This is a genomic window from Janthinobacterium lividum, assembly GCF_034424625.1.
Taxonomy (GTDB): Bacteria; Pseudomonadota; Gammaproteobacteria; order Burkholderiales; family Burkholderiaceae_D; genus Janthinobacterium; species Janthinobacterium lividum.
The window spans coordinates 2,921,759-2,942,522 of sequence record NZ_CP139976.1; the positions used below are offsets into that span (position 1 = coordinate 2,921,759).

At 60.3% G+C, this 20,764-nt stretch carries 20 protein-coding genes; 18 read left to right on the forward strand and 2 right to left on the reverse strand.

The features are described from left to right. The first annotated feature begins 17 nt into the window (after positions 1-17). The 9 genes from bamA (at position 18) to U0004_RS13350 (ending at position 9,260) form a co-directional block, all read left to right on the forward strand. A complete protein-coding gene (gene bamA / locus U0004_RS13310) occupies positions 18-2,354 on the forward strand; it encodes an outer membrane protein assembly factor BamA (protein ID WP_034784144.1) in 2,337 nt (778 codons plus the stop codon). A 51-nt stretch (positions 2,355-2,405) separates the two neighbouring features. Next, a complete protein-coding gene (locus U0004_RS13315) occupies positions 2,406-2,924 on the forward strand; it encodes an OmpH/Skp family outer membrane protein (protein WP_051958405.1) in 519 nt (172 codons plus the stop codon). A gap of 149 nt (positions 2,925-3,073) precedes the next feature. After that, on the forward strand, positions 3,074-4,129 hold the full coding sequence (gene lpxD, locus U0004_RS13320) for a UDP-3-O-(3-hydroxymyristoyl)glucosamine N-acyltransferase (RefSeq protein WP_070257389.1): 1,056 nt from the start codon (positions 3,074-3,076) through the stop codon (positions 4,127-4,129). After that, entirely contained in the window at positions 4,126-4,620 is a 495-nt protein-coding gene (fabZ, locus tag U0004_RS13325; RefSeq protein ID WP_070257388.1) for a 3-hydroxyacyl-ACP dehydratase FabZ, read from the forward strand. Before lpxD ends, fabZ begins: the two co-directional genes overlap by 4 nt. A gap of 1 nt (position 4,621) precedes the next feature. Further along, positions 4,622-5,413, forward strand: a complete 792-nt coding sequence (gene lpxA / locus U0004_RS13330) for an acyl-ACP--UDP-N-acetylglucosamine O-acyltransferase (protein WP_034784140.1) — start codon at positions 4,622-4,624, stop codon at positions 5,411-5,413. After that, positions 5,397-6,581, forward strand: a complete 1,185-nt coding sequence (lpxB, locus tag U0004_RS13335) for a lipid-A-disaccharide synthase (RefSeq protein ID WP_070257425.1) — start codon at positions 5,397-5,399, stop codon at positions 6,579-6,581. The genes lpxA and lpxB overlap by 17 nt, the downstream gene beginning before the upstream one ends. A 44-nt stretch (positions 6,582-6,625) precedes the next feature. After that, positions 6,626-7,264 (forward strand): ribonuclease HII, encoded by a 639-nt coding sequence (gene rnhB / locus U0004_RS13340; RefSeq protein ID WP_070257387.1) that lies wholly within the window; start codon positions 6,626-6,628, stop codon positions 7,262-7,264. After that, entirely contained in the window at positions 7,261-8,046 is a 786-nt protein-coding gene (locus tag U0004_RS13345; RefSeq protein WP_070257386.1) for a TrmH family RNA methyltransferase, read from the forward strand. The genes rnhB and U0004_RS13345 overlap by 4 nt, the downstream gene beginning before the upstream one ends. A gap of 11 nt (positions 8,047-8,057) precedes the next feature. Beyond that, positions 8,058-9,260, forward strand: coding sequence for an aminotransferase class V-fold PLP-dependent enzyme (locus U0004_RS13350; protein ID WP_070257385.1), 1,203 nt, complete (start codon positions 8,058-8,060; stop codon positions 9,258-9,260). Positions 9,261-9,294: 34 nt separating this feature from the next. Here U0004_RS13350 and ppsR read toward each other — a convergent pair whose 3' ends face one another. Beyond that, positions 9,295-10,143: a posphoenolpyruvate synthetase regulatory kinase/phosphorylase PpsR gene (ppsR, locus tag U0004_RS13355; protein ID WP_034784135.1), complete on the reverse strand. Its 849-nt coding sequence runs from the start codon at positions 10,141-10,143 to the stop codon at positions 9,295-9,297. A 152-nt stretch (positions 10,144-10,295) separates the two neighbouring features. On the opposite strand from ppsR, the gene ppsA reads away from it, so the two are divergent. The 5 genes from ppsA (at position 10,296) to U0004_RS13380 (ending at position 15,864) form a co-directional block, all read left to right on the forward strand. Continuing rightward, positions 10,296-12,728, forward strand: coding sequence for a phosphoenolpyruvate synthase (gene ppsA / locus U0004_RS13360; protein ID WP_034752367.1), 2,433 nt, complete (start codon positions 10,296-10,298; stop codon positions 12,726-12,728). Positions 12,729-12,874: 146 nt separating this feature from the next. After that, the gene (locus tag U0004_RS13365; protein ID WP_034752224.1) at positions 12,875-13,372 is read left to right on the forward strand and encodes a Dps family protein; all 498 of its coding nucleotides are present in this window, start codon (positions 12,875-12,877) and stop codon (positions 13,370-13,372) included. A 177-nt stretch (positions 13,373-13,549) separates the two neighbouring features. Beyond that, positions 13,550-13,966 (forward strand): NfeD family protein, encoded by a 417-nt coding sequence (locus tag U0004_RS13370; RefSeq protein ID WP_034784134.1) that lies wholly within the window; start codon positions 13,550-13,552, stop codon positions 13,964-13,966. Positions 13,967-13,981: 15 nt separating this feature from the next. After that, positions 13,982-14,926 carry an SPFH domain-containing protein gene (locus U0004_RS13375; protein WP_070257384.1) on the forward strand — a complete coding sequence of 315 codons (945 nt, stop codon included), beginning with the start codon at positions 13,982-13,984 and terminating at the stop codon, positions 14,924-14,926. Between the two features lie 629 nt (positions 14,927-15,555). After that, positions 15,556-15,864, forward strand: a complete 309-nt coding sequence (locus U0004_RS13380; RefSeq protein ID WP_010397665.1) for an H-NS histone family protein — start codon at positions 15,556-15,558, stop codon at positions 15,862-15,864. A gap of 312 nt (positions 15,865-16,176) precedes the next feature. Here U0004_RS13380 and smpB read toward each other — a convergent pair whose 3' ends face one another. Further along, entirely contained in the window at positions 16,177-16,626 is a 450-nt protein-coding gene (gene smpB / locus U0004_RS13385) for an SsrA-binding protein SmpB (protein WP_034784131.1), read from the reverse strand. 93 nt (positions 16,627-16,719) lie between these two features. Between smpB and U0004_RS13390 the strand changes: the two genes are divergently transcribed. From U0004_RS13390 to guaA, 4 genes are all read left to right on the forward strand, one after another. Next, positions 16,720-17,151: a type II toxin-antitoxin system RatA family toxin gene (locus U0004_RS13390; protein ID WP_070257383.1), complete on the forward strand. Its 432-nt coding sequence runs from the start codon at positions 16,720-16,722 to the stop codon at positions 17,149-17,151. Further along, the gene (locus U0004_RS13395; protein ID WP_070257382.1) at positions 17,144-17,440 is read left to right on the forward strand and encodes an RnfH family protein; all 297 of its coding nucleotides are present in this window, start codon (positions 17,144-17,146) and stop codon (positions 17,438-17,440) included. Before U0004_RS13390 ends, U0004_RS13395 begins: the two co-directional genes overlap by 8 nt. A gap of 143 nt (positions 17,441-17,583) precedes the next feature. After that, positions 17,584-19,044 carry an IMP dehydrogenase gene (gene guaB / locus U0004_RS13400; RefSeq protein WP_034777711.1) on the forward strand — a complete coding sequence of 487 codons (1,461 nt, stop codon included), beginning with the start codon at positions 17,584-17,586 and terminating at the stop codon, positions 19,042-19,044. Between the two features lie 70 nt (positions 19,045-19,114). Then, positions 19,115-20,725, forward strand: coding sequence for a glutamine-hydrolyzing GMP synthase (gene guaA, locus U0004_RS13405; protein ID WP_034777714.1), 1,611 nt, complete (start codon positions 19,115-19,117; stop codon positions 20,723-20,725). The last annotated feature ends 39 nt before the right edge of the window (positions 20,726-20,764 follow it).

Here is a 20,764-nt window from a genome sequence, read left to right on the forward strand (position 1 = left end):
CCCATTGAATAACCCCAATGAAATTACATTCTGCTCGTTTTGCCTTGCCTTCCTTTCGCCGCAGCCTGATCGGCGCCGCCGTCATGGCCTTCTGTTCCGGCCACGCGCTGGCCGTCCAGCCATTTACTGTCAAGGACATCCGGGTCGAAGGGATCCAGCGTACTGAAGCGGGCACCGTGTTTGCCTACCTGCCGGTGCGGGTCGGCGAAACGTTCTCCGACGAGAAGAGCGTGGCCGCCATCAAGGCCCTGTACGCGACGGGCATGTTCAAGGATGTGCGCCTGGAAGCCGATGGCGACGTGCTGGTGGTGCTGGTCGAGGAACGTCCGGCCATCGCCACCGTGGAATTTACGGGTACCAAGGAATTTGAAAAGGATGTGCTGGTCAAGGCCCTGAAGGAAATCGGCGTCGGTGAAGCCAAGATTTTCGACAAGGCGTCCGTTGACCGCGCGGAACAGGAACTCAAGCGCCAGTACCTGTCGCATGGCCTGTACGGCGTGAAGATCACCACCACCGTCACGCCGATCGAGCGTAACCGCGTCAACGTGGTGTTCGCCGTCGACGAGGGCGACGTGGCCCGCATCAAGCAGATCAACATCGTCGGCAACAAGGCCTTCACCGACAAGGAACTGCGCGAGCAGCTGGCCCTGAACACGGGCGGCTGGTTCAGCTGGTACACCAAGGCCGACCAATATTCGAAGACCAAGCTGACGGGCGACATCGAGTCGCTCAAGTCCTACTACCTGGACCGCGGCTATATCGAGATGCAGGTCGACTCGACGCAAGTGTCGATCACGCCCGATAAAAAAGACATTTACCTGACGATCAATATCACCGAAGGCGAGAAGTACAAGATCGCCGGCACCAAGTTCGAAGGCGAGATGTTTGGCCGCGAAGAAGAGCTGAAAGCGCTGAACCTGATGCGCGAAGGCGAGATCTATTCGGGCGCGCGCCTGACGGCGACGAACAAGCGCATCCAGGATCGCCTGGCCACGTTCGGCTATGCATTTGCCAACGTCAACGCGAATCCGGAAATCAACCGTGAAAAGCATGAAGTGGGCTTTACCTTCTTCATCGATCCGGGCAAGCGCGTGTACGTGCGCCACATGAATATCGCTGGCAACACCACCACGCGCGATGAAGTCATCCGCCGCGAATTCCGCCAGTTCGAATCGTCCTGGTATGACAGCAACAAGATCAAGCTGTCGCGCGACCGTGTCGACCGCCTTGGCTACTTCAAGGACGTGACCATCGACACGCCGGAAGCGCAGGGCACGACCGACCAGGTCGACGTCAACGTGACGGTGGTGGAAAAACCAACCGGTAACTTCCTGATCGGCGGCGCTTTCTCGCAATCGGAAAAATTCACCCTGTCGGCATCGATTTCGCAGGCCAACTTTGCCGGTAGCGGCAACACGGTCGGCATCGAACTCAATACCAGCCATTACAGCCGCACGATCGCGTTTTCGCAAACCAATCCGTACTACACGGACGATGGCATTTCGCGCAGCTTTGAGGTCTACCTGCGTACGACGGAACCGCCGGCGCTGAACATCGGCAGCTACAAGATCAAGCAAACCGGTGGCCGCGTCAGTTTCGGCGTGCCGTTCTCGGAAGTCGACACCGTCTTCTTCGGTATCGGCGCCGAGCGCTCGCGCATCGAAACCGACATCACCAGCCCGATCCGCTTCAAGCAATACGTGGTTGACAATGGCGGCCCGTCCGACGGTATCGGTTCGGCTACCACCAATTCCATCCCGCTGACGGCGGCATGGCAGCGCGACAGCCGCGACAGCGCCCTGACGCCGTCGATTGGCCGCTACCAGCGCGTCAACCTGGAGGCTGACCTGATCGGCGACCAGAAGTACTTCCGTGCCATCTATGAGCACCAGTATTTCCGTCCGCTGTTCAGCAAGGTCACCCTGGCGCTGAAGGGCGAACTCGATTACGGCCACGGCATCGGCAAGCACGTGTATCCGGTCTTCAAGAACTTCTACGGCGGCGGTATCGGTTCGGTGCGCGGCTACCTGAGTTCTTCGCTGGGCGCGGTCGAACCGAGCACCAACGATGCCTTGGGCGGCGCTTCGCGCCTGATCGGTAACGCGGAACTGCAGATGCCATTCCCCGGTTCGGGCAATGACCGCAGCTTGCGCTGGTTCGGTTTCCTTGACGGCGGCCAGGTCTACCAGGAAGGCGAAAAAATGCGTTTGTCGCAATTGCGCTATTCTGCTGGCTTGGGCATCAGCTGGATTTCCCCGGTGGGCCCGCTCAAGCTGAGCTATGCCAAGCCGCTGAACGCCAAGCCGACGGACCGCCTGGAGCGCTTCCAGTTCCAGATGGGCACCGGTTTCTGACCGGCCATCTGAACCGGGGCGACAGCTTTTACTTTTTGACCATGGAGTATCATGAACACCGCATCCGCTACCCTGCCCAAGACCCTTGCCGTGATCGCATTGTGCTGGAGTTCGCTGTTGCCGGTGCAGGCGCAGGCTCAGGAGTCGAAGATCGCCTGGATCAGCAGCGAACGTATTTATAACGAATCGAGGCTGGCCAAGCTGGCCAGCGCCAAGCTGGCCGAAGAGTTCCGCTCGCGTGAAAAAGCCGTGCAGGAACTGGCCAGCCGCTTCAAGGTCGCCAACGAAGCCCTGGAAAAGGACATGCCGACCCTGAGCGAGGCGGAGCGCGCCAAGCGCCAGCGCGAGTTTTTCGAGCTGGACAAGGAGCTGCAACGCCGCCAGCGCGAATTTCGCGAAGACCTGAGCCAGCGTACGAACGAAGAGCGCAGCGCCATCGCGGAAAAAGCCAACACCATCATCCAGCAGATGGCGCATATCGAAGGATATGACATCGTGCTGCAGGAAGCCCTGTGGGCCAGCCCGCGCATCGACATTACCGACAAGGTATTGAAGGCGCTGGACAAGTAACTGTAATAGTTTTTACGCCTGACAGTGCCGTGGCGAGCGGAGGTGAGTTGTGGTTGAGAAGCGGAGCTGTGCTGGAGCACTGTGAGCATCGGAGACCGCAAATCGCGCCGCGCAGCAGGCATAGTCAGGCGTTCTTATAAAGGTAAAAGATGGGCACTCGACTAGGAGACTTGGTCGAACGCTTCGGCGGGCAGTTGGCGGGCGATCCCAACCTGGAAGTTTCAGGCATCGCACCGCTGGCCGACGCCGGCGCTTCGCACATCAGCTTTCTCAGCAACAGCAAATTCCGCGCACAGGCCGCCCAGAGCGGCGCCGCGGCGCTGATCCTCACGCCGGCCGACGACGCGCTGATCGGCGGCGACTACGCCGGCGCGCGTATCGTCACCCCGAATCCCTATGTGTATTTCGCGCGCGCGGCGCAGTATTTCGCCGCCCTGCACGAGATCAAGGCCCCGGTCGGCATCCATCCGGGCGCCTTTGTCGACGCCAGCGCGCAGGTTGACGCCAGCGCCTCCGTCGGCGTGCATGCGGTGATCGAAGCGGGCGCCGTGATCGGTGCCGGCTGCGTCATCGGCGCCGGCTGCGTGGTGGGCCGCGACGCCGTCATCGGCGCCGGTACCCAGCTGTTCGCCAACGTGACCTTCCACGCGCGCTGCGTGATCGGCCAGCGCGGCATCATCCATTCGGGCGCCGTGATCGGCACCGACGGATTCGGCTTCGCCAACGAAGGCGGCGTGTATATCAAGATTCCGCAGACGGGCAGGGTGGTGATCGGTGACGATGTCGATATCGGCGCCAACACCACCATCGACCGTGGCGCACTGGCCGACACCATCATCGAAGATGGCGTCAAGCTCGATAACCAGATCCAGATCGGCCACAACTGCCATATCGGCGCGCACACGGCCATGGCCGGCTGCGTCGGCGTGGCCGGCAGCGCCATCATCGGCAAGTATTGCACCTTTGGCGGTGCCGCCATGGTGCTGGGCCACCTGACCATTGCCGACCGCGTCCACGTGGGCTCGGGCAGCATGGTTTCGCGTTCGATCCTGGAAGCGGGCCAGTACACGGGCTTCTATCCGCTGGCCAAGAACGCCGACTGGGAAAAGAGCGCCGCCATCGTGCGCAACCTGTCAAGCATGCGCGAGAAGATACGCGCGCTTGAAAAAACAATTAAAACACTGACCACGCAAGACGAAAAATGACTACTGAAAAAAAGACCCTCGACATCCTCGCCATCAAATCGCTGCTGCCGCACCGTTACCCGCTGCTGCTGGTTGACCGCGTGCTGGACTGGGAAGCGAACAAAACCATCACCGCCATCAAGAACGTGACGGTCAACGAAGAGTTTTTCCAGGGCCATTTCCCGCACAAGCCAGTCATGCCTGGCGTGCTGATGATCGAAGCGCTGGCGCAGACGGCGGCCTTGCTGTCGTTCCTGACGATGGGCGTGAAGCCGGACGAAAATTCGGTGGTGTACTTTGTCGGCATCGACAATGCGCGCTTCAAGCGTCCTGTCGAGCCGGGCGACCAGCTGAAGATGGATGTGGAAATCCTGCGCGTCTCGCGCGGCATCTGGAAATACAAGGCCGTCGGTACGGTCGACGGCAAGCTGGCGGTGGAAGCGGAACTGATGTGCACCATCCGCAGCGCGCAGGATGCGAGCCAGTCTGCGAGCCAGCCAGCGGGGCAGTAACATGGCGGCCATCCACTCCACGGCAGTCATCGACCCGAAGGCCGAGCTCGACAGTTCGGTCGAGGTGGGTCCGTACACCATCATCGGTCCGCACGTGCGCATCGGCGCCGGTACCAAGGTTGGCCCGCACGTGGTGATCGACGGGCACACGACGATCGGCAGCGATAACCACCTGTTCCAGTTTTCCTCCATCGGCGCGCAGCCGCAGGACAAAAAATGGGCGGGCGAGGCGACGCGCCTGGAAATCGGCGACCGCAACACCATCCGCGAATTCTGCACCTTCAACACGGGCACCGTGCAGGGCGGCGGCGTGACGCGCCTGGGCAATGACAACTGGATTTCGGCGTATGTGCACCTGGCGCACGACTGCCTGGTGGGCAACAACACGATTTTTTCGAACAACGCGCAGCTGGCGGGCCACGTGGAGATCGGCGACTGGGTCATCATGAGCGGCTTCGCCAATGTGCACCAGTTCTGCAAGATCGGCGCGCACGCTTTTGTCGGCATGAGCACCAGCCTGACGCAGGACGTGCCACCGTTCGTCCTGTTGAACGGCAATCCGGCGCAGGCGCATGGCGTCAATATCGAGGGCTTGAAACGCCGCGGCTTTACGCGCGAGCAGATCAACGGCATCCGCACCGCGTATAAACTCATCTACCGCTCGGGACTGACCCTGGAAGAATCCAAGGCTGCCCTGTTCGAAGAAGAGGCGGCATCGTCGCCCGAGGTGGCGCAACACATTCGTGCCATGCGCGAATTCCTTGGCGTGGCGTCGCGTGGCATCGTCCGCTGACCAGTTCGGCGGCCGGCCGGTCGCCAATGTCGCCATCGTCGCCGGCGAGGTGTCGGGCGACCTGCTGGCCAGCCGGCTGCTGTCCGGCCTCGTGCCGCAGCTGCCCGGTGCCCGCTTTCACGGCATCGGCGGCGAGCACATGGCCAGGCAGGGTTTCGTGTCCGACTGGCCGCTCGACAAGCTGACCGTGCGGGGCCTGTTCGAGATCATTCCCCGCTACCGCGAAATCAAGGGCATCCAGAACGCGCTGCGCGACCAGTTGCTGGCCGAACGGCCCGCCGTCTTCATCGGCGCCGACTACCCGGGCTTCAACCTGGGACTGGAACAGCAGCTCAAGGAAGGCGGCATCCCCACCGTGCACTACATCGGGCCGCAGATATGGGCCTGGCGCGGTGGCCGCATCAAGAAAATCATCAAGGCCGTCTCGCACATGCTGGTGATCTTCCCCTTCGAGGAAGAGATCTACCGCAAGGCGGGCGTGCCCGTCACCTATGTCGGCCATCCGCTGGCTGAAATGATTCCGTTGCAGCCCGACGAAGCGGCCGCGCGCCGCACTTTGGGCTTGCCGGAAGACGCGAATGTCGTGACCCTGATGCCAGGCAGCCGCATGGGCGAACTCAAATACAATACGGTGGCCTTTGTCGGTGCCTGCAAGCTGCTGCTGGCGCGCGACCGCTCCCTGCGTTTCGTCGCGCCCATGGCCGGTGAAAAGCAGCGCCAGTACTTCCTGCAATTGATTGCGGAAGCAGGCTTGCAGGACGTCGAGATCCTGCTCACCGACGGCGGCTCGCACACTGCCATCTGCGCCGCCGATGCGGTGCTGGTGGCGTCCGGCACGGCCTCGCTGGAAGTGGCGCTGTACAAGAAGCCCATGGTCATCGCCTACAAGATGATGCGCGCGTCGTGGGAAATCATGCGTCACATGGGTTACCAGCCGTGGATTGGTTTGCCCAACATCCTGGCGCGCGATTACCTGGTGCCCGAGCTGCTGCAAAACGCGGCCAGCCCCGAATCGCTGGCCGAGGCCATGTGGCAGCAGCTGAGCGACGTGCCGGGCCGCCTGCGCCTGGTGCAGCGCTTCACGGACATGCACCACAGCCTGCTGCGCGACAGCGCGCGAGAGAGCGCCAACGCCGTCATGCAAGTCATCGCCGCCACTCGCAAGTAAGCCCCGATCACCGCTTCAACCGCAGTACCAACCAAAGATTCAACGTGAAAAATATCTATCCCGGCCTGTTTGATGACTTGCCATTCTCGCTCGATGAAATCGTCTGCGGCGTCGACGAGGCAGGACGCGGTCCGCTGGCCGGCCCCGTGTTCGCCGCCGCCGTGATCCTCGACCCGAACCAGCCTATCGACGGCTTGCGCGACTCGAAAAAACTCAGCGAAACCAGGCGCGACTTGCTGGCGCCGCAGATCAAGGCCAAGGCTCTGGCCTGGGCCATCGCCGAAGCGTCGGAAGAAGAGATCGACCGCCTGAATATTTTGCAGGCGTCGATGCTGGCCATGCGCCGCGCCGTCGAGGCGTTGGCTACCGTGCCGACCCTGGCCCTGATCGACGGCAACCGCTGCCCCGTGATGCCGATACGCGGCATGGCCATCATTGGTGGCGACGACAAGGTCGATTCGATCTCCGCCGCCTCGATCCTGGCCAAGACGGCGCGCGACGCGGCCCTGGTACACCTGCATGCGGCCTATCCCGAATACTGCTTCGACCAGCACAAGGGCTACGGCACCAAGCTGCACCTCGAGCGCCTGCACCTGCACGGCGCCTCGCCCGTGCACCGCCGCTCGTTCGCGCCCGTGCGCAACGTGATCGCCCTGTTTGGCGGACAGGAGGTGGCGGCATGAAGACGATTACCTCGCGCGACAATGCGCAATACAAGGATTTGCTGAAGCTGGCGGGCAGTTCGCAGGCGCGCCGCAAGTCGGGCCGCACCCTGCTCGACGGCGTGCACCTGTGCCAGTCCTACCTGCAGCTGCGCGGCATGCCGGAGCAATGTATCGTCAGCGAAAGCGCCTTGCAGAACGGGGAAGTGGCGGACATCGTCGGCCAGCTGGAAAGCCAGCGCGCGCACGTGCTGGGCTTGCCCGACGCGCTGTATAACGCCGTGAGCCAGGTCGAACATGGCGTGGGCGTGATGTTCCTCATCGAGACGCCGGAACGGGCCGTCACGCAGCCCCTGGGCGTGTCGGCCGTGCTGCTCGATAACCTGCAAGACCCGGGCAACGTGGGCTCCATCCTGCGCAGCGCGGCCGCCGCCGGCATCATGCAGGTGTACTGCAGCGCCGGCACGGCCTTCTGCTGGTCGCCGAAGGTGCTGCGTGCGGCGATGGGCGCGCATTTCGTGCTCGACATCTTTGAAAACGTCGACCTGGCGGCGCTGGTGGCGGGCGCCAAGGTGGCGACCCTCGCCACCAGCGGCTATGCCACGCAGCGCCTGTACGACGTCGACCTGCGCCAGCCCGTCGCGTGGCTGTTCGGCCATGAAGGGCAGGGCGTCGCCGACGACCTGCTGTCGATGGCCACGCACCAAGTGGTCATTCCCCACCTGGGCCAGATCGAATCGCTGAACGTGGCTGCCTGCGCCGCCGTCTGCTTCTTCGAGCAGCTGCGCCAGGGCCAGGCCTGAACAGGGTAGCCATGTCTTTCGCCCTGCTCGCCGACGGTGCCGCACGTGACGAGGCCTGGTGGCGCCAGGTGGCCGCGTTGTATCCCGCGCCGCCGGACGCCATCGTCAATCTCGAGCATGGCTATTTCGGCGCCATGGCCGCGCCCGTGCAAGCCGCCTTCGAGCAGGCCGTGCGCTACACCAACGAGCAACTGAGTCCTTTCGTGCGCGGCGAGTTCACGCGCACGCATGTGGATATTCTGCGCCAGCGCGTCGCTGCGCTGATCCACGCGGAGCCGCGCGAGATACTGCTGACCCGCAGCGGCACCGAGTCGATGCAGGTGCTGATCACGCAATACCACGGCCTGGCGCCCGGTGATACGGTACTGTGGAGCAATCTCGACTATCCGGCCATGCGCACGGCCATGCGCTGGCTGGCGCAGCGCCGTGGCGTCACCAGCACGCAAGTCACATTGCACTTGCCCATCAGCGATGACGAGATCGTCGCCAGTTACGCGCAAGCCATGCGCCAGGCCGTCAAGCCCAAGTTGCTGCTGCTGTCGCAGGTGGCGCCGGCCAACGGCCAGCAACTGCCAGTGCAAGCCATCATGGCGCTGGCGCGCGAGCACGGCATCGACGTGCTGCTCGATAGCGCCCATGCGCTGGGGCAGGTCGACGTGGACGTGCAAGCCATGGGCGTCGATTTTGCCGGCTTCAATCTGCACAAATGGCTGGGGGCGCCGGCGGGACTGGGTATCGTGTATATCCGCGCATCGCAGCTGCACAAGATCGAACCACACTTTGGCGACGATGATTATCCGCCCGACGATATCCGCGGCCGCCTGCACATGGGCATGCCGCCGATCGGCGCCATCCTGGCCGCGCCTGCCGCATTGGACTTCCATGCGCGTATGGGCGGCACGCCGGCGAAGAATGAACGCCTGGCCTGGCTGCGCCATTACTGGGTCAGCCGCGTCGCGCAACTGCCTGGCGTGCGCATGTTGTCTCCGCTCGATGCCAGGCGTGGCACGGCGCTGGTGGCCTTTGCCGTCGATGGCATGCGTGCGCGGGAACTGCAGCAGGTTTTATTGCACCGCTTCGGCGTGTTTACCGTCGAACGCAATATCGGCGATACCGATGTCGTGCGCGCAACGGTGGCCGTCACGACGCAGACCAGCGAACTCGATCAACTGGTCGCCGCGCTGACGGTGCTTTCGAGCGAAACGAACGCCTGACAAAACCGACGCGCAGCAGGTTTGGTCAAGCGTTCTAGTACTCGCGGCGGTTCGGCTTGATCTCCTGCAGGATCGTCGTGGAGATCTCTTCGATCGACTTGGTGGTCGACGACAGCCAGCGGATGCCCTCGCGTTTCATCATTTTTTCCGCCTCGTTGACCTCGTAACGGCAGTTTTCGATGGCCGCATACTTGCTTCCAGCGCGTCTTTCGTTGCGTATTTCCGACAAACGTTCGGGCGTAATGCTCAATCCGAAAATTTTATTCTTAAATTCCAGCAGCGCCGATGGCAGCTTGTCGCGCTCGAAATCGTCGGGAATCAGCGGATAATTGGCCGCCTTGATACCGTATTGCATGGCCAGATACAGGCTGGTCGGGGTCTTGCCAGAGCGTGACACACCCACCAGAATGACATCGGCCGAGGACAGGTTCTTGTGCGACTGGCCATCGTCGTGCGCCAGCGAATAGTTGATCGCCTCGATGCGGTTCTTGTATTCCTCGCTGTCGACGATATTGTGCGAGCGCCCGATGGTATGGGTCGACATGACGCCCAGTTCCTGCTCCAGTGGGGCGACAAAGGTCTGGATCAGGTCCATGTGCATGCCGCTGGACTTGCGGATCACGGCCGACAGGTCGTTCTTCACCAGGGTGGAGAAAATGATCGGGCGCTGGCCATCGGTGGCGAACGCTTCGTTGATCTTGCGCGCCGCCTCGTAGGCCTTGTCCATGGTATCGATGAAGGGCAGGCGGATCTGGCGGAAGCGCAGATCGAACTGCGTCAGCACCGAGTGGCCGAACGTCTCGGCGGTGATGCCGGTGCCGTCGGAAACGAAGAAGACGGTGCGGGCCGCGGAGGGCAGAGGGGGGCGTGGATCTTGTGTCATGGGTTTTCGGATCAAGATTGTGCGTCGTCAATTTGCGCCGCACAAGGTAAAATGGCTGCAACGGTATGATTGTGCTGCACGACGCCAAGAATAACAAGAAGACTGTCTGTGCGCCGCGCGTAAAGATTTCTATCATCAGTAAGGGTGTCATTATGACCAACGCAGTATCGCAACAGCAGGAAGACAAGGACGCGGTGTATGTTGCCTCGTTCGAGCATTTGCGCATGACGGATGTCGAATCCGTCGGCGGAAAGAACGCCTCCCTGGGCGAAATGATCAGCCAGCTGGCGGAAGCCGGCGTGCGCGTGCCCGGTGGCTTTGCCACCACGGCGCAGGCATTCCGCGATTTCCTGTCGTATAGCGCCAATGGCGGCTTGCCGCTGGCCGAACGCATCGCCCAGCGCCTCGAAGGGCTGAACATCGATGACGTGCGCTCGCTGGCGCAAGCCGGTGCCGAGATCCGTCAATGGATCGTGGAAACGCCATTCCAGCCACGCCTAGCCGCCGAAATCGACCAGTTCTACGCCAAGCTGGTGGCCGATTCCGATACCGAAATGTCGTTTGCCGTGCGTTCCTCGGCCACGGCGGAAGACTTGCCGGATGCTTCTTTTGCTGGTCAGCAAGAGACCTTCCTGAACGTGGTCGGCATCGACAACGTGCTCGAGGCCATGAAGCAGGTGTTCGCATCGCTGTACAACGACCGCGCCATCTCGTACCGCGTGCACAAGGGCTTTACGCACGCTGAAGTGGCCTTGTCGGCCGGCGTGCAGCGCATGGTGCGTTCCGACCTGGGCGCGGCTGGCGTGATGTTTACCATCGATACGGAATCGGGCTTCAAGGACGTGGTCTTCGTCACCTCCAGCTATGGCCTGGGCGAAACCGTGGTGCAGGGCGCCGTCAATCCCGACGAATTCTATGTGCACAAGCCGATGCTGGAAAAGGGCAAGTCGCCTGTGATCCGCCGCAATATCGGCTCGAAGCTGCTGAAAATGGAATTCACGAACGAAGCGAAAGCTGGCCGTTCCGTGAAAACCGTCGACGTGCCCGTCGAAATGCGCAACCGCTACTCGCTGAACGACAGCGAAGTGGTGGAACTGGCCAAATACGCCGTCATCATCGAAAACCACTACGGCCGTCCGATGGACATCGAGTGGGGCAAGGATGGCCGCGACGGCAAGCTGTACATCCTGCAAGCGCGTCCAGAGACCGTCAAGTCGCAGCAAAAGGCGACCGACGTGCAAGAGCGCTTCAAGCTGAAAAGCACGGGCACCGTGCTGACGTCGGGCCGCGCCATCGGCCAGAAGATCGGCGCCGGCCCCGTGCGCGTGATCCACGACCCGGCCGACATGGAGCGCGTGCAGCCAGGCGACGTGCTTGTTGCCGACATGACGGACCCGAACTGGGAACCTGTCATGAAACGCGCTTCGGCCATCGTCACCAACCGCGGTGGTCGTACTTGTCACGCAGCAATTATTGCGCGTGAACTGGGCGTGCCTGCCGTCGTCGGCTGCGGCGACGCGACCGACGTGCTGAAAGATGGCACGTTTGTCACCGTCGTGTGCTCCGAAGGCGACGAAGGCAAGATCTACGATGGCTTGCTGGAAACAGAAGTGTCGGAAGTGTCGCGCGGCGAATTGCCGAAGCTCGACACCAAGATCATGCTCAACGTGGGCAATCCGCAGCTGGCGTTCGACTTCCAGTCCGTGCCGAATGCCGGCGTGGGCCTGGCGCGCCTGGAATTCATCATCAATAACAATATTGGTGTGCACCCGCGCGCGATCCTGGAATACCCGAACATCGATGCCGACCTGAAAAAGGCCGTGGAATCGGTGGCGCGCGGCCACGCTTCGCCAAAGGCGTTCTACATCGACAAGCTGGCCGAAGGCATCGCCACCATCGCCGCCGCGTTCTGGCCGAAAAAAGTCATCGTGCGCCTGTCCGACTTCAAGTCGAACGAGTACAAGAAGCTGATCGGCGGTTCGCGCTACGAGCCGGACGAAGAAAACCCGATGCTGGGCTTCCGCGGCGCGGCGCGCTACCTGTCGGCCGACTTCTCCGAAGCGTTCAACATGGAATGCGAAGCGATGAAGCGCGTGCGCAATGACATGGGCCTGACCAACGTGGAAATCATGGTGCCCTTCGTGCGCACCCTGGGCCAGGCCGAGAAAGTCATCGACTTGCTGGCGAAGAATGGCTTGAAGCGCGGCGAGAACGACCTGCGCGTCATCATGATGTGCGAAGTGCCGTCGAACGCCATCCTGGCCGACCAGTTCCTCGACCATTTCGATGGCTTCTCGATCGGTTCGAACGACCTGACCCAGCTGACCCTGGGCCTGGACCGCGATTCCGGCATGGAATTGCTGGCCGCCGACTTCGACGAGCGCGATCCTGCCGTGAAAGCGCTGCTGGCCCTGGCCATCAAGGCTTGCCTGGCACGCGGCAAGTACATCGGCATTTGCGGCCAGGGTCCTTCCGACCATCCGGACTTCGCCGTCTGGCTGATGGAGCAGGGCATCGAATCGATGTCCCTGAATCCGGATTCGGTGATCGACACCTGGCAGAAACTGGCTGCGCTGAAAGCGTAAGCATCTTTCCCGCCCTTTGAAAACCCGCTGCCGCTCACCCGGCAGCGGGTTTTTTTATGCCTGCCACGCGGCGCACGGCAGTATTCGATGGGCTTGCTCCAGATCAGCTAAAATGATTTCACCAATACATTGAAACAGGAGTTCACATGGCAAGCAAGAAACCGAGCAAAGTGGCAAAGATCGATATCGGCATTTCCGAAGCGGACCGCGCGAAGATTGCGGAAGGCCTGTCCGGCCTGCTGGCCGACAGCTACACCTTGTACCTGATGACCCATAATTTTCACTGGAACGTCAAGGGGCCGATGTTCAACACCCTGCACCTGATGTTCATGACGCAATACACGGAGCAGTGGGCCGCGCTGGACCTGATCGCCGAGCGCATCCGCGCTCTCGGCTACCCGGCGCCCGGTACCTACAAGGAATTCGTCAAGCTGGCCTCGATCAAGGAAATCGACGGCGTGCCGCCGGCGCTGGACATGGTCAGCCACCTGGTATCGGCACAGGAAGCAACTGCGCGCACGGCGCGCCGCCTGTTCCCGCTGCTGGAAAAGGCCAATGACCAGCCGACGGCCGACCTGATCACGCAGCGCCTGGATTTGCATGAAAAGACGGCGTGGATGCTGCGCAGCCTGCTCGAGGAATAAAGGCCGGGCCTGCGGCGCTAATTCGCCCCCGCCTATTGACGTCATCAGGAATTGCGTTAGACTGCTTGTATATAGGTGTTTGGCAAGAATAATATCAGGCAGTAATACGCATTAAACCCCGTCGCTTATATAGGCTACGGGGTTTTTTATTTTCGGATTCGCAAAGATGGAGGCATCATGGCTGAATGGGTAGGCTGGTTTGTGGCAGCTGGCGCGGTATTGATCCTGGAGCTGTTTACGGGTACGTTTTATTTGCTGATGATTGCCATCGGCATCAGTGCCGGAGGACTGGTGGCGCTGGCGGGCGGCAATGGCGGCTGGCAAGCCCTGACGGCCGCCATTGTCGGCGTGGCGGCCACCCTGTTATTGCGGCGCAGCCGTTTTGGCAAGGCGGCGCGGCGCGATGCGGCGCAGGACCCGAATGTGAATCTCGATATCGGCCAAAGCGTAGCGGTCGCGCATTGGGTCGATGGCGCGGCGCGCGTCATGTACCGCGGCGCCTTGTGGGATGTGGAGCTGATTCCCGGTGGCGATACGCAAGCCGGCCATTACACCATACATGCCGTGCGTGGCAGCCGTTTGATTGTTGGATAACCTGGAGAGTAGATTATGGAAGTAAGCACTGGTAGCGTGTCGCTGATCTTGTTATTGCTGGCATTGGTATTTGTCTTCAAGACGGTCAATGTGGTGCCGCAGCAGCATGCCTGGGTGGTGGAGCGTCTGGGCAAGTTTCACGCGGTATTGGGTCCTGGCCTGAATATTGTCGTGCCTTTTGTCGACCGTATCGCCTACAAGCACGTGCTCAAGGAAATTCCGCTCGACGTGCCGCCGCAGGTGTGCATCACCCGCGACAATACGCAATTGCAGGTCGATGGCATTCTGTATTTCCAGATTACCGATGCCATGCGTGCTTCATATGGCTCGTCGAATTATATTGCCGCCATTACGCAACTGGCGCAAACGACCTTGCGTTCGGTGATCGGTAAAATGGAACTCGACAAGACATTTGAAGAACGCGACCATATCAATACGGCCATCGTGAATGCCATCGATGAATCGGCGGCGAATTGGGGCGTCAAGGTATTGCGCTATGAAATCAAGGATTTGACGCCGCCCAAGGAAATCCTGCATGCGATGCAGGCACAGATTACGGCCGAACGCGAAAAGCGCGCCCTGATTGCCGCCTCGGAAGGGCGCAAGCAGGAACAGATCAATATCGCCAGCGGTGAGCGCGAAGCGGCCATTGCCCGCTCCGAAGGCGAGAAGCAGGCCTCGATCAACCGTGCCGAAGGCCAGGCCACGGCCATCGTCGCGCTGGCGCAAGCCAGTGCTGAGGCGCTGCGCCAGGTGGGTGCCGCCATTCGCGAACCGGGCGGGGAAGATGCCGTGAACCTGAAAGTAGCCGAGCAGTATGTGGGCGCGTTCGCACAATTGGCGAAAACCAATAACTCGATTATCGTGCCGGCGAATCTGGGCGATATGAGCGGTTTGATCGCCACGGCGATGCAGGTGGTGAAAACGCAGAAGCCGAAAGGCAGCGTGGCGATTCCCTGATTGCCTGGTGAATAGCAAACTCGTAGCAGGTTTGTCTTTAAAACTGCCCGCCATATCGCGGGCAGTTTTCAATTGCGCCATTGGAATATATGCTGGCAGACGGGCTGGAGTATCTGCGCTTGAATCCATAACGTTGAAATCTTTTCTTTATGCTATGCTGTGCGCACTTTCGGGCTTATATGCTGTCGTGCGACGCTTATCTTTTTGATTAAGTAGAATCTGCGGCTCATGCATGGCTATGATTGCGCCGATATCCGCGACGGATACTTGAGAGGAATTTTGGAGTTGATGCATAAGGGCGATAGTATTGCTCCCATGTATATTTTGAATTGCAATTTATAATTACTATAAATTGCAATGAAACAAAAAGTACTGCAAAATAAATACTGCCGATGGCGCTGTATTGAACCGCAGCCGTACAAAGCGGAGACGCTTGCACAGGCAGTTCATGCGCGATGCCGGTTCCCCATGCTGGAAGGATTACACTGTTTGAAAGCCAGGGAAGCAGGTTTTTTGGTAAAAGAATTGTAAAAAACAATCAAATCTGAAGAAAAATCACCTCAGTCGCGTTACAATTGGATAGAATTTAACTGTTCAGTTATATTTTTCAACTCACACAAGGAAATATCATGGATCTGTCCAGCTTATCCCTGTCCGAACTGCGCACCTTGCAGGACGACATCAAGAAGCAAATGAAGAAACGCGAACAGGACGATCTGTCCAAAGCGCGCGAGCAAATCCTGGCAATCGCCCAGAGCGTTGGCGTTTCCGTAAAAGATCTGGTTGGTACGGGGATCCGCGCTAAAACCGGCACGGTCGCAGTACGCTATCGCAATCCGGATGACGCGACGCAGCAATGGACTGGCCGTGGCCGTCAGCCGAAATGGGTCAAAGAGTGGACCGATTCGGGCAAGTCGCGTGATCTGCTGAAGGTTTGATTCTGAAGGTTTAAAAACCGTTCATTCGGATGCTTGTCCTGTGCAGTGATACAGGTGTAGTACAAGGCAGCATGCAAGCATCCGGAACTTTCCTGATTTATCGTCTTTGGCCAGGCAGGCAAAGCTGATTCATTCGCTTATCTCCATAGTGTTTTCACCAATACCAGTTTTTTCCCGCCGTATCTCTTTCCATTCCCTGTTTTTATCCCATTGCGCTGTGCGTTTCCGCTTGCCGCAGGCACCGGCAAAATAAAACCCGGCATATAGCCGGGCTTGATGGTATCGGCGCAGCACGCTGCGCGTAGCGCCGGATCAGCGGCGGTGCGACTTCATCGCCGCCTGGACTTCGCGCGCGCCGTCGCGGTCGCGTTCCGCTGCCCGCTTGTCGTGCTGCTTCTTGCCCTTGGCCAGGCCGATTTCGCATTTCACGCGGCCGCCCTTGTAGTGCAGGTTGAGCGGCACCAGGGTATAGCCGGAGCGTTCCACCTTGCCGATCAGTTTATCCATTTCCGCACGGTGCAGCAGCAGCTTGCGCGTGCGCACGGCTTCCGGATGGATATGGGTGGAGGCGGTCGGCAGGGCGCTGATATGCGCACCGAACAGGAAGAGTTCATCGCCGCGGACGACGACGTAGGCTTCCTTGATTTGTACGCGGGCGTCGCGGATGGCTTTGACTTCCCAGCCTTCCAGCACGATGCCGGCTTCGTAGCGATCCTCGATAAAGTAGTCGTGGAAGGCTTTTCTGTTGTCTGCTATGGTCATGAGATGGTAAATGTGCGCGGGTCGGTTAAACTACTGTCTCGCGCAAGCGCGATAAAATCAAATGTATCCAACATCATAGCAAATGGTTCTTCAATGGCAGTAGTACATAAATCAGTTTTTCTCGGCTATAGCGCCGAACAAATGTTCGCGCTGGTGGCGGCGGTGGAGGATTATCCCAAATTCCTGCCCTGGTGCGGTGCGGTCGAGATTCGCGAGCGGAGCGAGAACACGGTTGTCGCCAGCGTGGGCATACATTACCACGGCGTGCGCCAAAGCTTCACCACGTCCAACGAGAACGTGCCGCCGACTTCCATCAAGATGAAGCTGGTGGACGGTCCTTTCAAGACCCTCGACGGCGTGTGGACCTTCAAGGCCCTGCGCGAAGATGCGTGCAAGATCGAACTGGACCTGCACTACGAGTTTTCCAGCCGCGTACTGGAACAGATCATCGGCCCCGTCTTCGGCATGATCGCCAACAGCATGGTCGATTCCTTCTGCAAGCGCGCGGAGACGGTGTATGGCTGAAGCAGGCATCACGGTGCAAGTATGCCACGCGCTGCCCGACAGCACGTTCCTGCGCTCCTTGAGCGTGCCTGCCGGCACCACCATCGAGCAGGCGGTGGCGCTGAGCGGACTGCTGCGGGAAATCCCCGCCATCGACCTGGCCGTGAACATGGTCGGTATCTACGGCAAGAAGAAGCCGTTGGATACCGTCCTGCGCGAGCATGATCGGGTGGAAGTCTACCGTCCCTTGCAGGCAGACCCGAAAGAAGCGCGCCGCCGGCGTGCCAGCGGCAAGCCCGCCAAGACCTGACGGGTCTGGAAGAGGGCAGGGCTGCGGCTTGCGGCTGGCCTTGGCGGGACTTTTTTTTGCTATTTCCAAATATCTTTTTTATGCTGCAAGGACGGAGGGCGCTTTTTTCTGTATAATCTGCTTTTGCGCCAATAGGAAATGCTATGCGTCTACTTCAAAAAGCACTCACATTCGATGACGTGCTGCTCGTCCCAGCCTACTCCAACGTTCTGCCCGCCGATACGTCCCTCAAAACTCGCCTGACCCGCAATATCACCCTGAATATTCCCTTGCTGTCCGCAGCCATGGATACGGTGACGGAAGCCCGTCTGGCGATCGCGATGGCCCAGGAAGGCGGCATCGGCATCATCCACAAGAATTTGAATCCGAAGGACCAGGCACGTGAAGTGGCCCGCGTAAAGCGTTTCGAAGCAGGTGTGTTGCGTGATCCGATCACGATTCCGCCGGAAATGAAAATCCGCGACGTGATCGCTCTGACGGAACAGTACGGCATCAGCGGTTTCCCTGTTGTCAAGGGCAAGGAAGTCGTCGGCATCATCACCAACCGCGATTTGCGCTTTGAAAAGGAACTCGACGCGGAAGCTTCCGCCAAGATGACCCCGCGCGAAAAACTCGTGGTCGTCAACGAAGATGCCGATACGGCCGAAGCCAAGCGCCTGATGAACAAGCACCGCCTCGAGCGCGTGCTGGTCGTCAACGACGCGTTTGAGCTGCGCGGCCTGATCACCGTCAAGGATATCCAGAAATCGACCTCCCACCCGTTCGCGTCGAAAGACAGCCAGGGCAAACTGCTGGTCGGCGCCGCTGTCGGCGTAGGCGCCAAGGATGAAGAACGCATCGACCTGCTGGTCGCTGCCGGTGTCGACGTGCTGGTGGTCGACACGGCCCACGGTCACTCGCAAGGCATCCTCGACCGCGTACGCTGGATCAAGACCAAGTACCCGCAAGTGGAAGTGATTGGCGGCAATATCGCTACCGCCGCTGCCGCCAAGGCGCTGGTGGAATACGGCGCCGATGCGGTCAAGGTCGGCATCGGTCCTGGCTCGATCTGCACCACGCGTATCGTTGCCGGCGTAGGCGTGCCGCAAATCACGGCCATTTCGAATGTTGCCGAAGCTTTGGCCGGTACGGGCGTGCCATGTATCGCCGACGGCGGTATCCGCTTCTCGGGCGATATCTCGAAAGCGCTGGCCGCTGGCGCCTCGACCGTCATGATGGGTTCCATGTTTGCCGGTACGGAAGAAGCACCGGGCGAAGTGATCCTGTATCAGGGCCGCAGCTACAAATCGTACCGCGGCATGGGTTCGCTGGGCGCGATGTCCGATGGTTCGGCTGACCGTTATTTCCAGGACGCCACCATGAAGGCAGACAAGTTCGTGCCTGAAGGTATCGAAGGCCGCGTCGCCTACAAGGGCAGCGTGCTGGCGATCATCTTCCAGCTGGTGGGCGGCGTGCGTCAATCGATGGGTTACTGCGGTTGCGCCACCATCGACGAACTGCGCGAAAAAGCGGAATTCGTGGAAATCACCTCAGCCGGCATGCGCGAGTCGCATGTCCATGATGTGCAGATCACGAAAGAAGCGCCAAATTATCGCTCCGAGTAAGCGGTAACGAAAGTCCAGACCGGCGCCCAGTGCGCCGGTTTTGCAATTGACCCTGAATAAAGCTCCGACCATGCACTCTAAAATCCTCATTCTCGATTTCGGTTCCCAAGTCACCCAGTTGATCGCCCGCCGCGTGCGCGATTCCGGCGTGTTTTCCGAAGTCTTCCCGTATGACGTCAGCGATGAATTCGTGCGCAACTATGGCGCCGCCGGCGTGATCCTGTCGGGCAGCCACAATTCCACGCTGGATGGCGACTCGCCGCGCGCGCCGCAAGCCGTGTTCGAGCTGGGCGTGCCCGTGCTGGGCATCTGCTACGGCATGCAAACCATGGCGGCCCAGCTGGGCGGCAAGGTGGAAAACGGCCTGGTGCGCGAATTCGGCTACGCCGAAGTGCGCGCCCGCAGCCACACCAAGTTGCTCAACGGTATTGCCGACTTCGTCACCGACGAAGGCCACGGCATGCTGAAAGTGTGGATGAGCCATGGCGACAAGGTGCTGGAAATGCCGCCAGGCTTCAAGTTGATGGGCAACACCCCGAGCTGCCCGATCGCGGCCATGGCCGACGAAGAGCGCCAGTTCTACGGCGTGCAATTCCACCCGGAAGTGACGCACACGGTGCAGGGCAAGGCCATGATCGGCCGTTTCGTGCATGAAATCTGCGGCTGCAAGTCGGACTGGAACATGCCCGACTACATCAGCGAAGCGGTGGAAAAAATCCGCGCGCAAGTCGGTAGCGATGACGTCATCCTGGGCCTGTCCGGCGGCGTCGATTCGTCCGTGGCTGCTGCCCTGATCCACCGCGCTATCGGCGACCAGCTGACCTGCGTCTTTGTCGACCACGGCCTGCTGCGCCTGGACGAAGGCAAGATGGTGATGGACATGTTCGCCAAGAACCTGGGCGTGAAAGTCATCCGCGTCGATGCGGAAGACCAGTTCATGGGCCACCTGGCCGGCGTTACCGATCCCGAGCAAAAGCGCAAGATCATCGGCCGCGAATTCGTCGAAGTCTTCCAGGTCGAGTCGGGCAAGCTGGTCAACGCCAAATGGCTGGCGCAAGGCACGATCTACCCGGACGTCATCGAATCGGCCGGTAAAGGTAAAAAAGGCCAGACCATCAAGAGCCACCACAACGTGGGCGGCTTGCCGGACACCATGAAGCTCAAGTTGCTTGAGCCTTTGCGCGAACTGTTCAAGGACGAAGTGCGCAAACTGGGCGTCGCCCTGGGCTTGCCGCATGACATGGTCTACCGCCACCCGTTCCCGGGCCCGGGCCTGGGCGTGCGCATCCTCGGCGAAGTCAAGAAAGACTACGCCGACCTGCTGCGCCGCGCCGACGCCATCTTCATCGAAGAACTGCGCAACACGCCGTACGAATTCGTCGCCGGCCAGGCCGTCGACCCGGACGCGCTGCCAGCGAACTGGTATGAAGCGACGAGCCAGGCTTTCGCCGTCTTCCTGCCCGTCAAATCGGTGGGCGTGATGGGCGATGGCCGTACCTACGAATACGTGGTGGCCTTGCGCGCCGTGCAAACGCAGGACTTCATGACGGCCCACTGGGCGCACCTGCCGCACAGCTTGCTGGGCAAGGTCTCCAACCGCATCATCAATGAAGTGCGCGGCATCAACCGCGTCGTCTACGATATCTCGGGCAAGCCGCCGGCGACCATCGAGTGGGAGTGAGTTTCCCTAGGGGAGCATTTTCATCGTCATGCTCATCAT

Excerpts from the sequence above, each read along its gene's own strand:
- bamA (WP_034784144.1), top strand. The coding sequence starts at position 18 with ATGAAATTACATTCTGCTCGTTTTGCCTTGCCTTCCTTTCGCCGCAGC.
- U0004_RS13315 (WP_051958405.1), top strand. The coding sequence starts at position 2,406 with ATGAACACCGCATCCGCTACCCTGCCCAAGACCCTTGCCGTGATCGCA.
- lpxD (WP_070257389.1), top strand. The coding sequence starts at position 3,074 with ATGGGCACTCGACTAGGAGACTTGGTCGAACGCTTCGGCGGGCAGTTG.
- fabZ (WP_070257388.1), top strand. The coding sequence starts at position 4,126 with ATGACTACTGAAAAAAAGACCCTCGACATCCTCGCCATCAAATCGCTG.
- lpxA (WP_034784140.1), top strand. The coding sequence starts at position 4,622 with ATGGCGGCCATCCACTCCACGGCAGTCATCGACCCGAAGGCCGAGCTC.
- U0004_RS13345 (WP_070257386.1), top strand. The coding sequence starts at position 7,261 with ATGAAGACGATTACCTCGCGCGACAATGCGCAATACAAGGATTTGCTG.
- U0004_RS13350 (WP_070257385.1), top strand. The coding sequence starts at position 8,058 with ATGTCTTTCGCCCTGCTCGCCGACGGTGCCGCACGTGACGAGGCCTGG.
- ppsR (WP_034784135.1), bottom strand. The coding sequence starts at position 10,143 with ATGACACAAGATCCACGCCCCCCTCTGCCCTCCGCGGCCCGCACCGTC.
- ppsA (WP_034752367.1), top strand. The coding sequence starts at position 10,296 with ATGACCAACGCAGTATCGCAACAGCAGGAAGACAAGGACGCGGTGTAT.
- U0004_RS13365 (WP_034752224.1), top strand. The coding sequence starts at position 12,875 with ATGGCAAGCAAGAAACCGAGCAAAGTGGCAAAGATCGATATCGGCATT.
- U0004_RS13370 (WP_034784134.1), top strand. The coding sequence starts at position 13,550 with ATGGCTGAATGGGTAGGCTGGTTTGTGGCAGCTGGCGCGGTATTGATC.
- U0004_RS13375 (WP_070257384.1), top strand. The coding sequence starts at position 13,982 with ATGGAAGTAAGCACTGGTAGCGTGTCGCTGATCTTGTTATTGCTGGCA.
- U0004_RS13380 (WP_010397665.1), top strand. The coding sequence starts at position 15,556 with ATGGATCTGTCCAGCTTATCCCTGTCCGAACTGCGCACCTTGCAGGAC.
- smpB (WP_034784131.1), bottom strand. The coding sequence starts at position 16,626 with ATGACCATAGCAGACAACAGAAAAGCCTTCCACGACTACTTTATCGAG.
- U0004_RS13390 (WP_070257383.1), top strand. The coding sequence starts at position 16,720 with ATGGCAGTAGTACATAAATCAGTTTTTCTCGGCTATAGCGCCGAACAA.
- U0004_RS13395 (WP_070257382.1), top strand. The coding sequence starts at position 17,144 with ATGGCTGAAGCAGGCATCACGGTGCAAGTATGCCACGCGCTGCCCGAC.
- guaB (WP_034777711.1), top strand. The coding sequence starts at position 17,584 with ATGCGTCTACTTCAAAAAGCACTCACATTCGATGACGTGCTGCTCGTC.
- guaA (WP_034777714.1), top strand. The coding sequence starts at position 19,115 with ATGCACTCTAAAATCCTCATTCTCGATTTCGGTTCCCAAGTCACCCAG.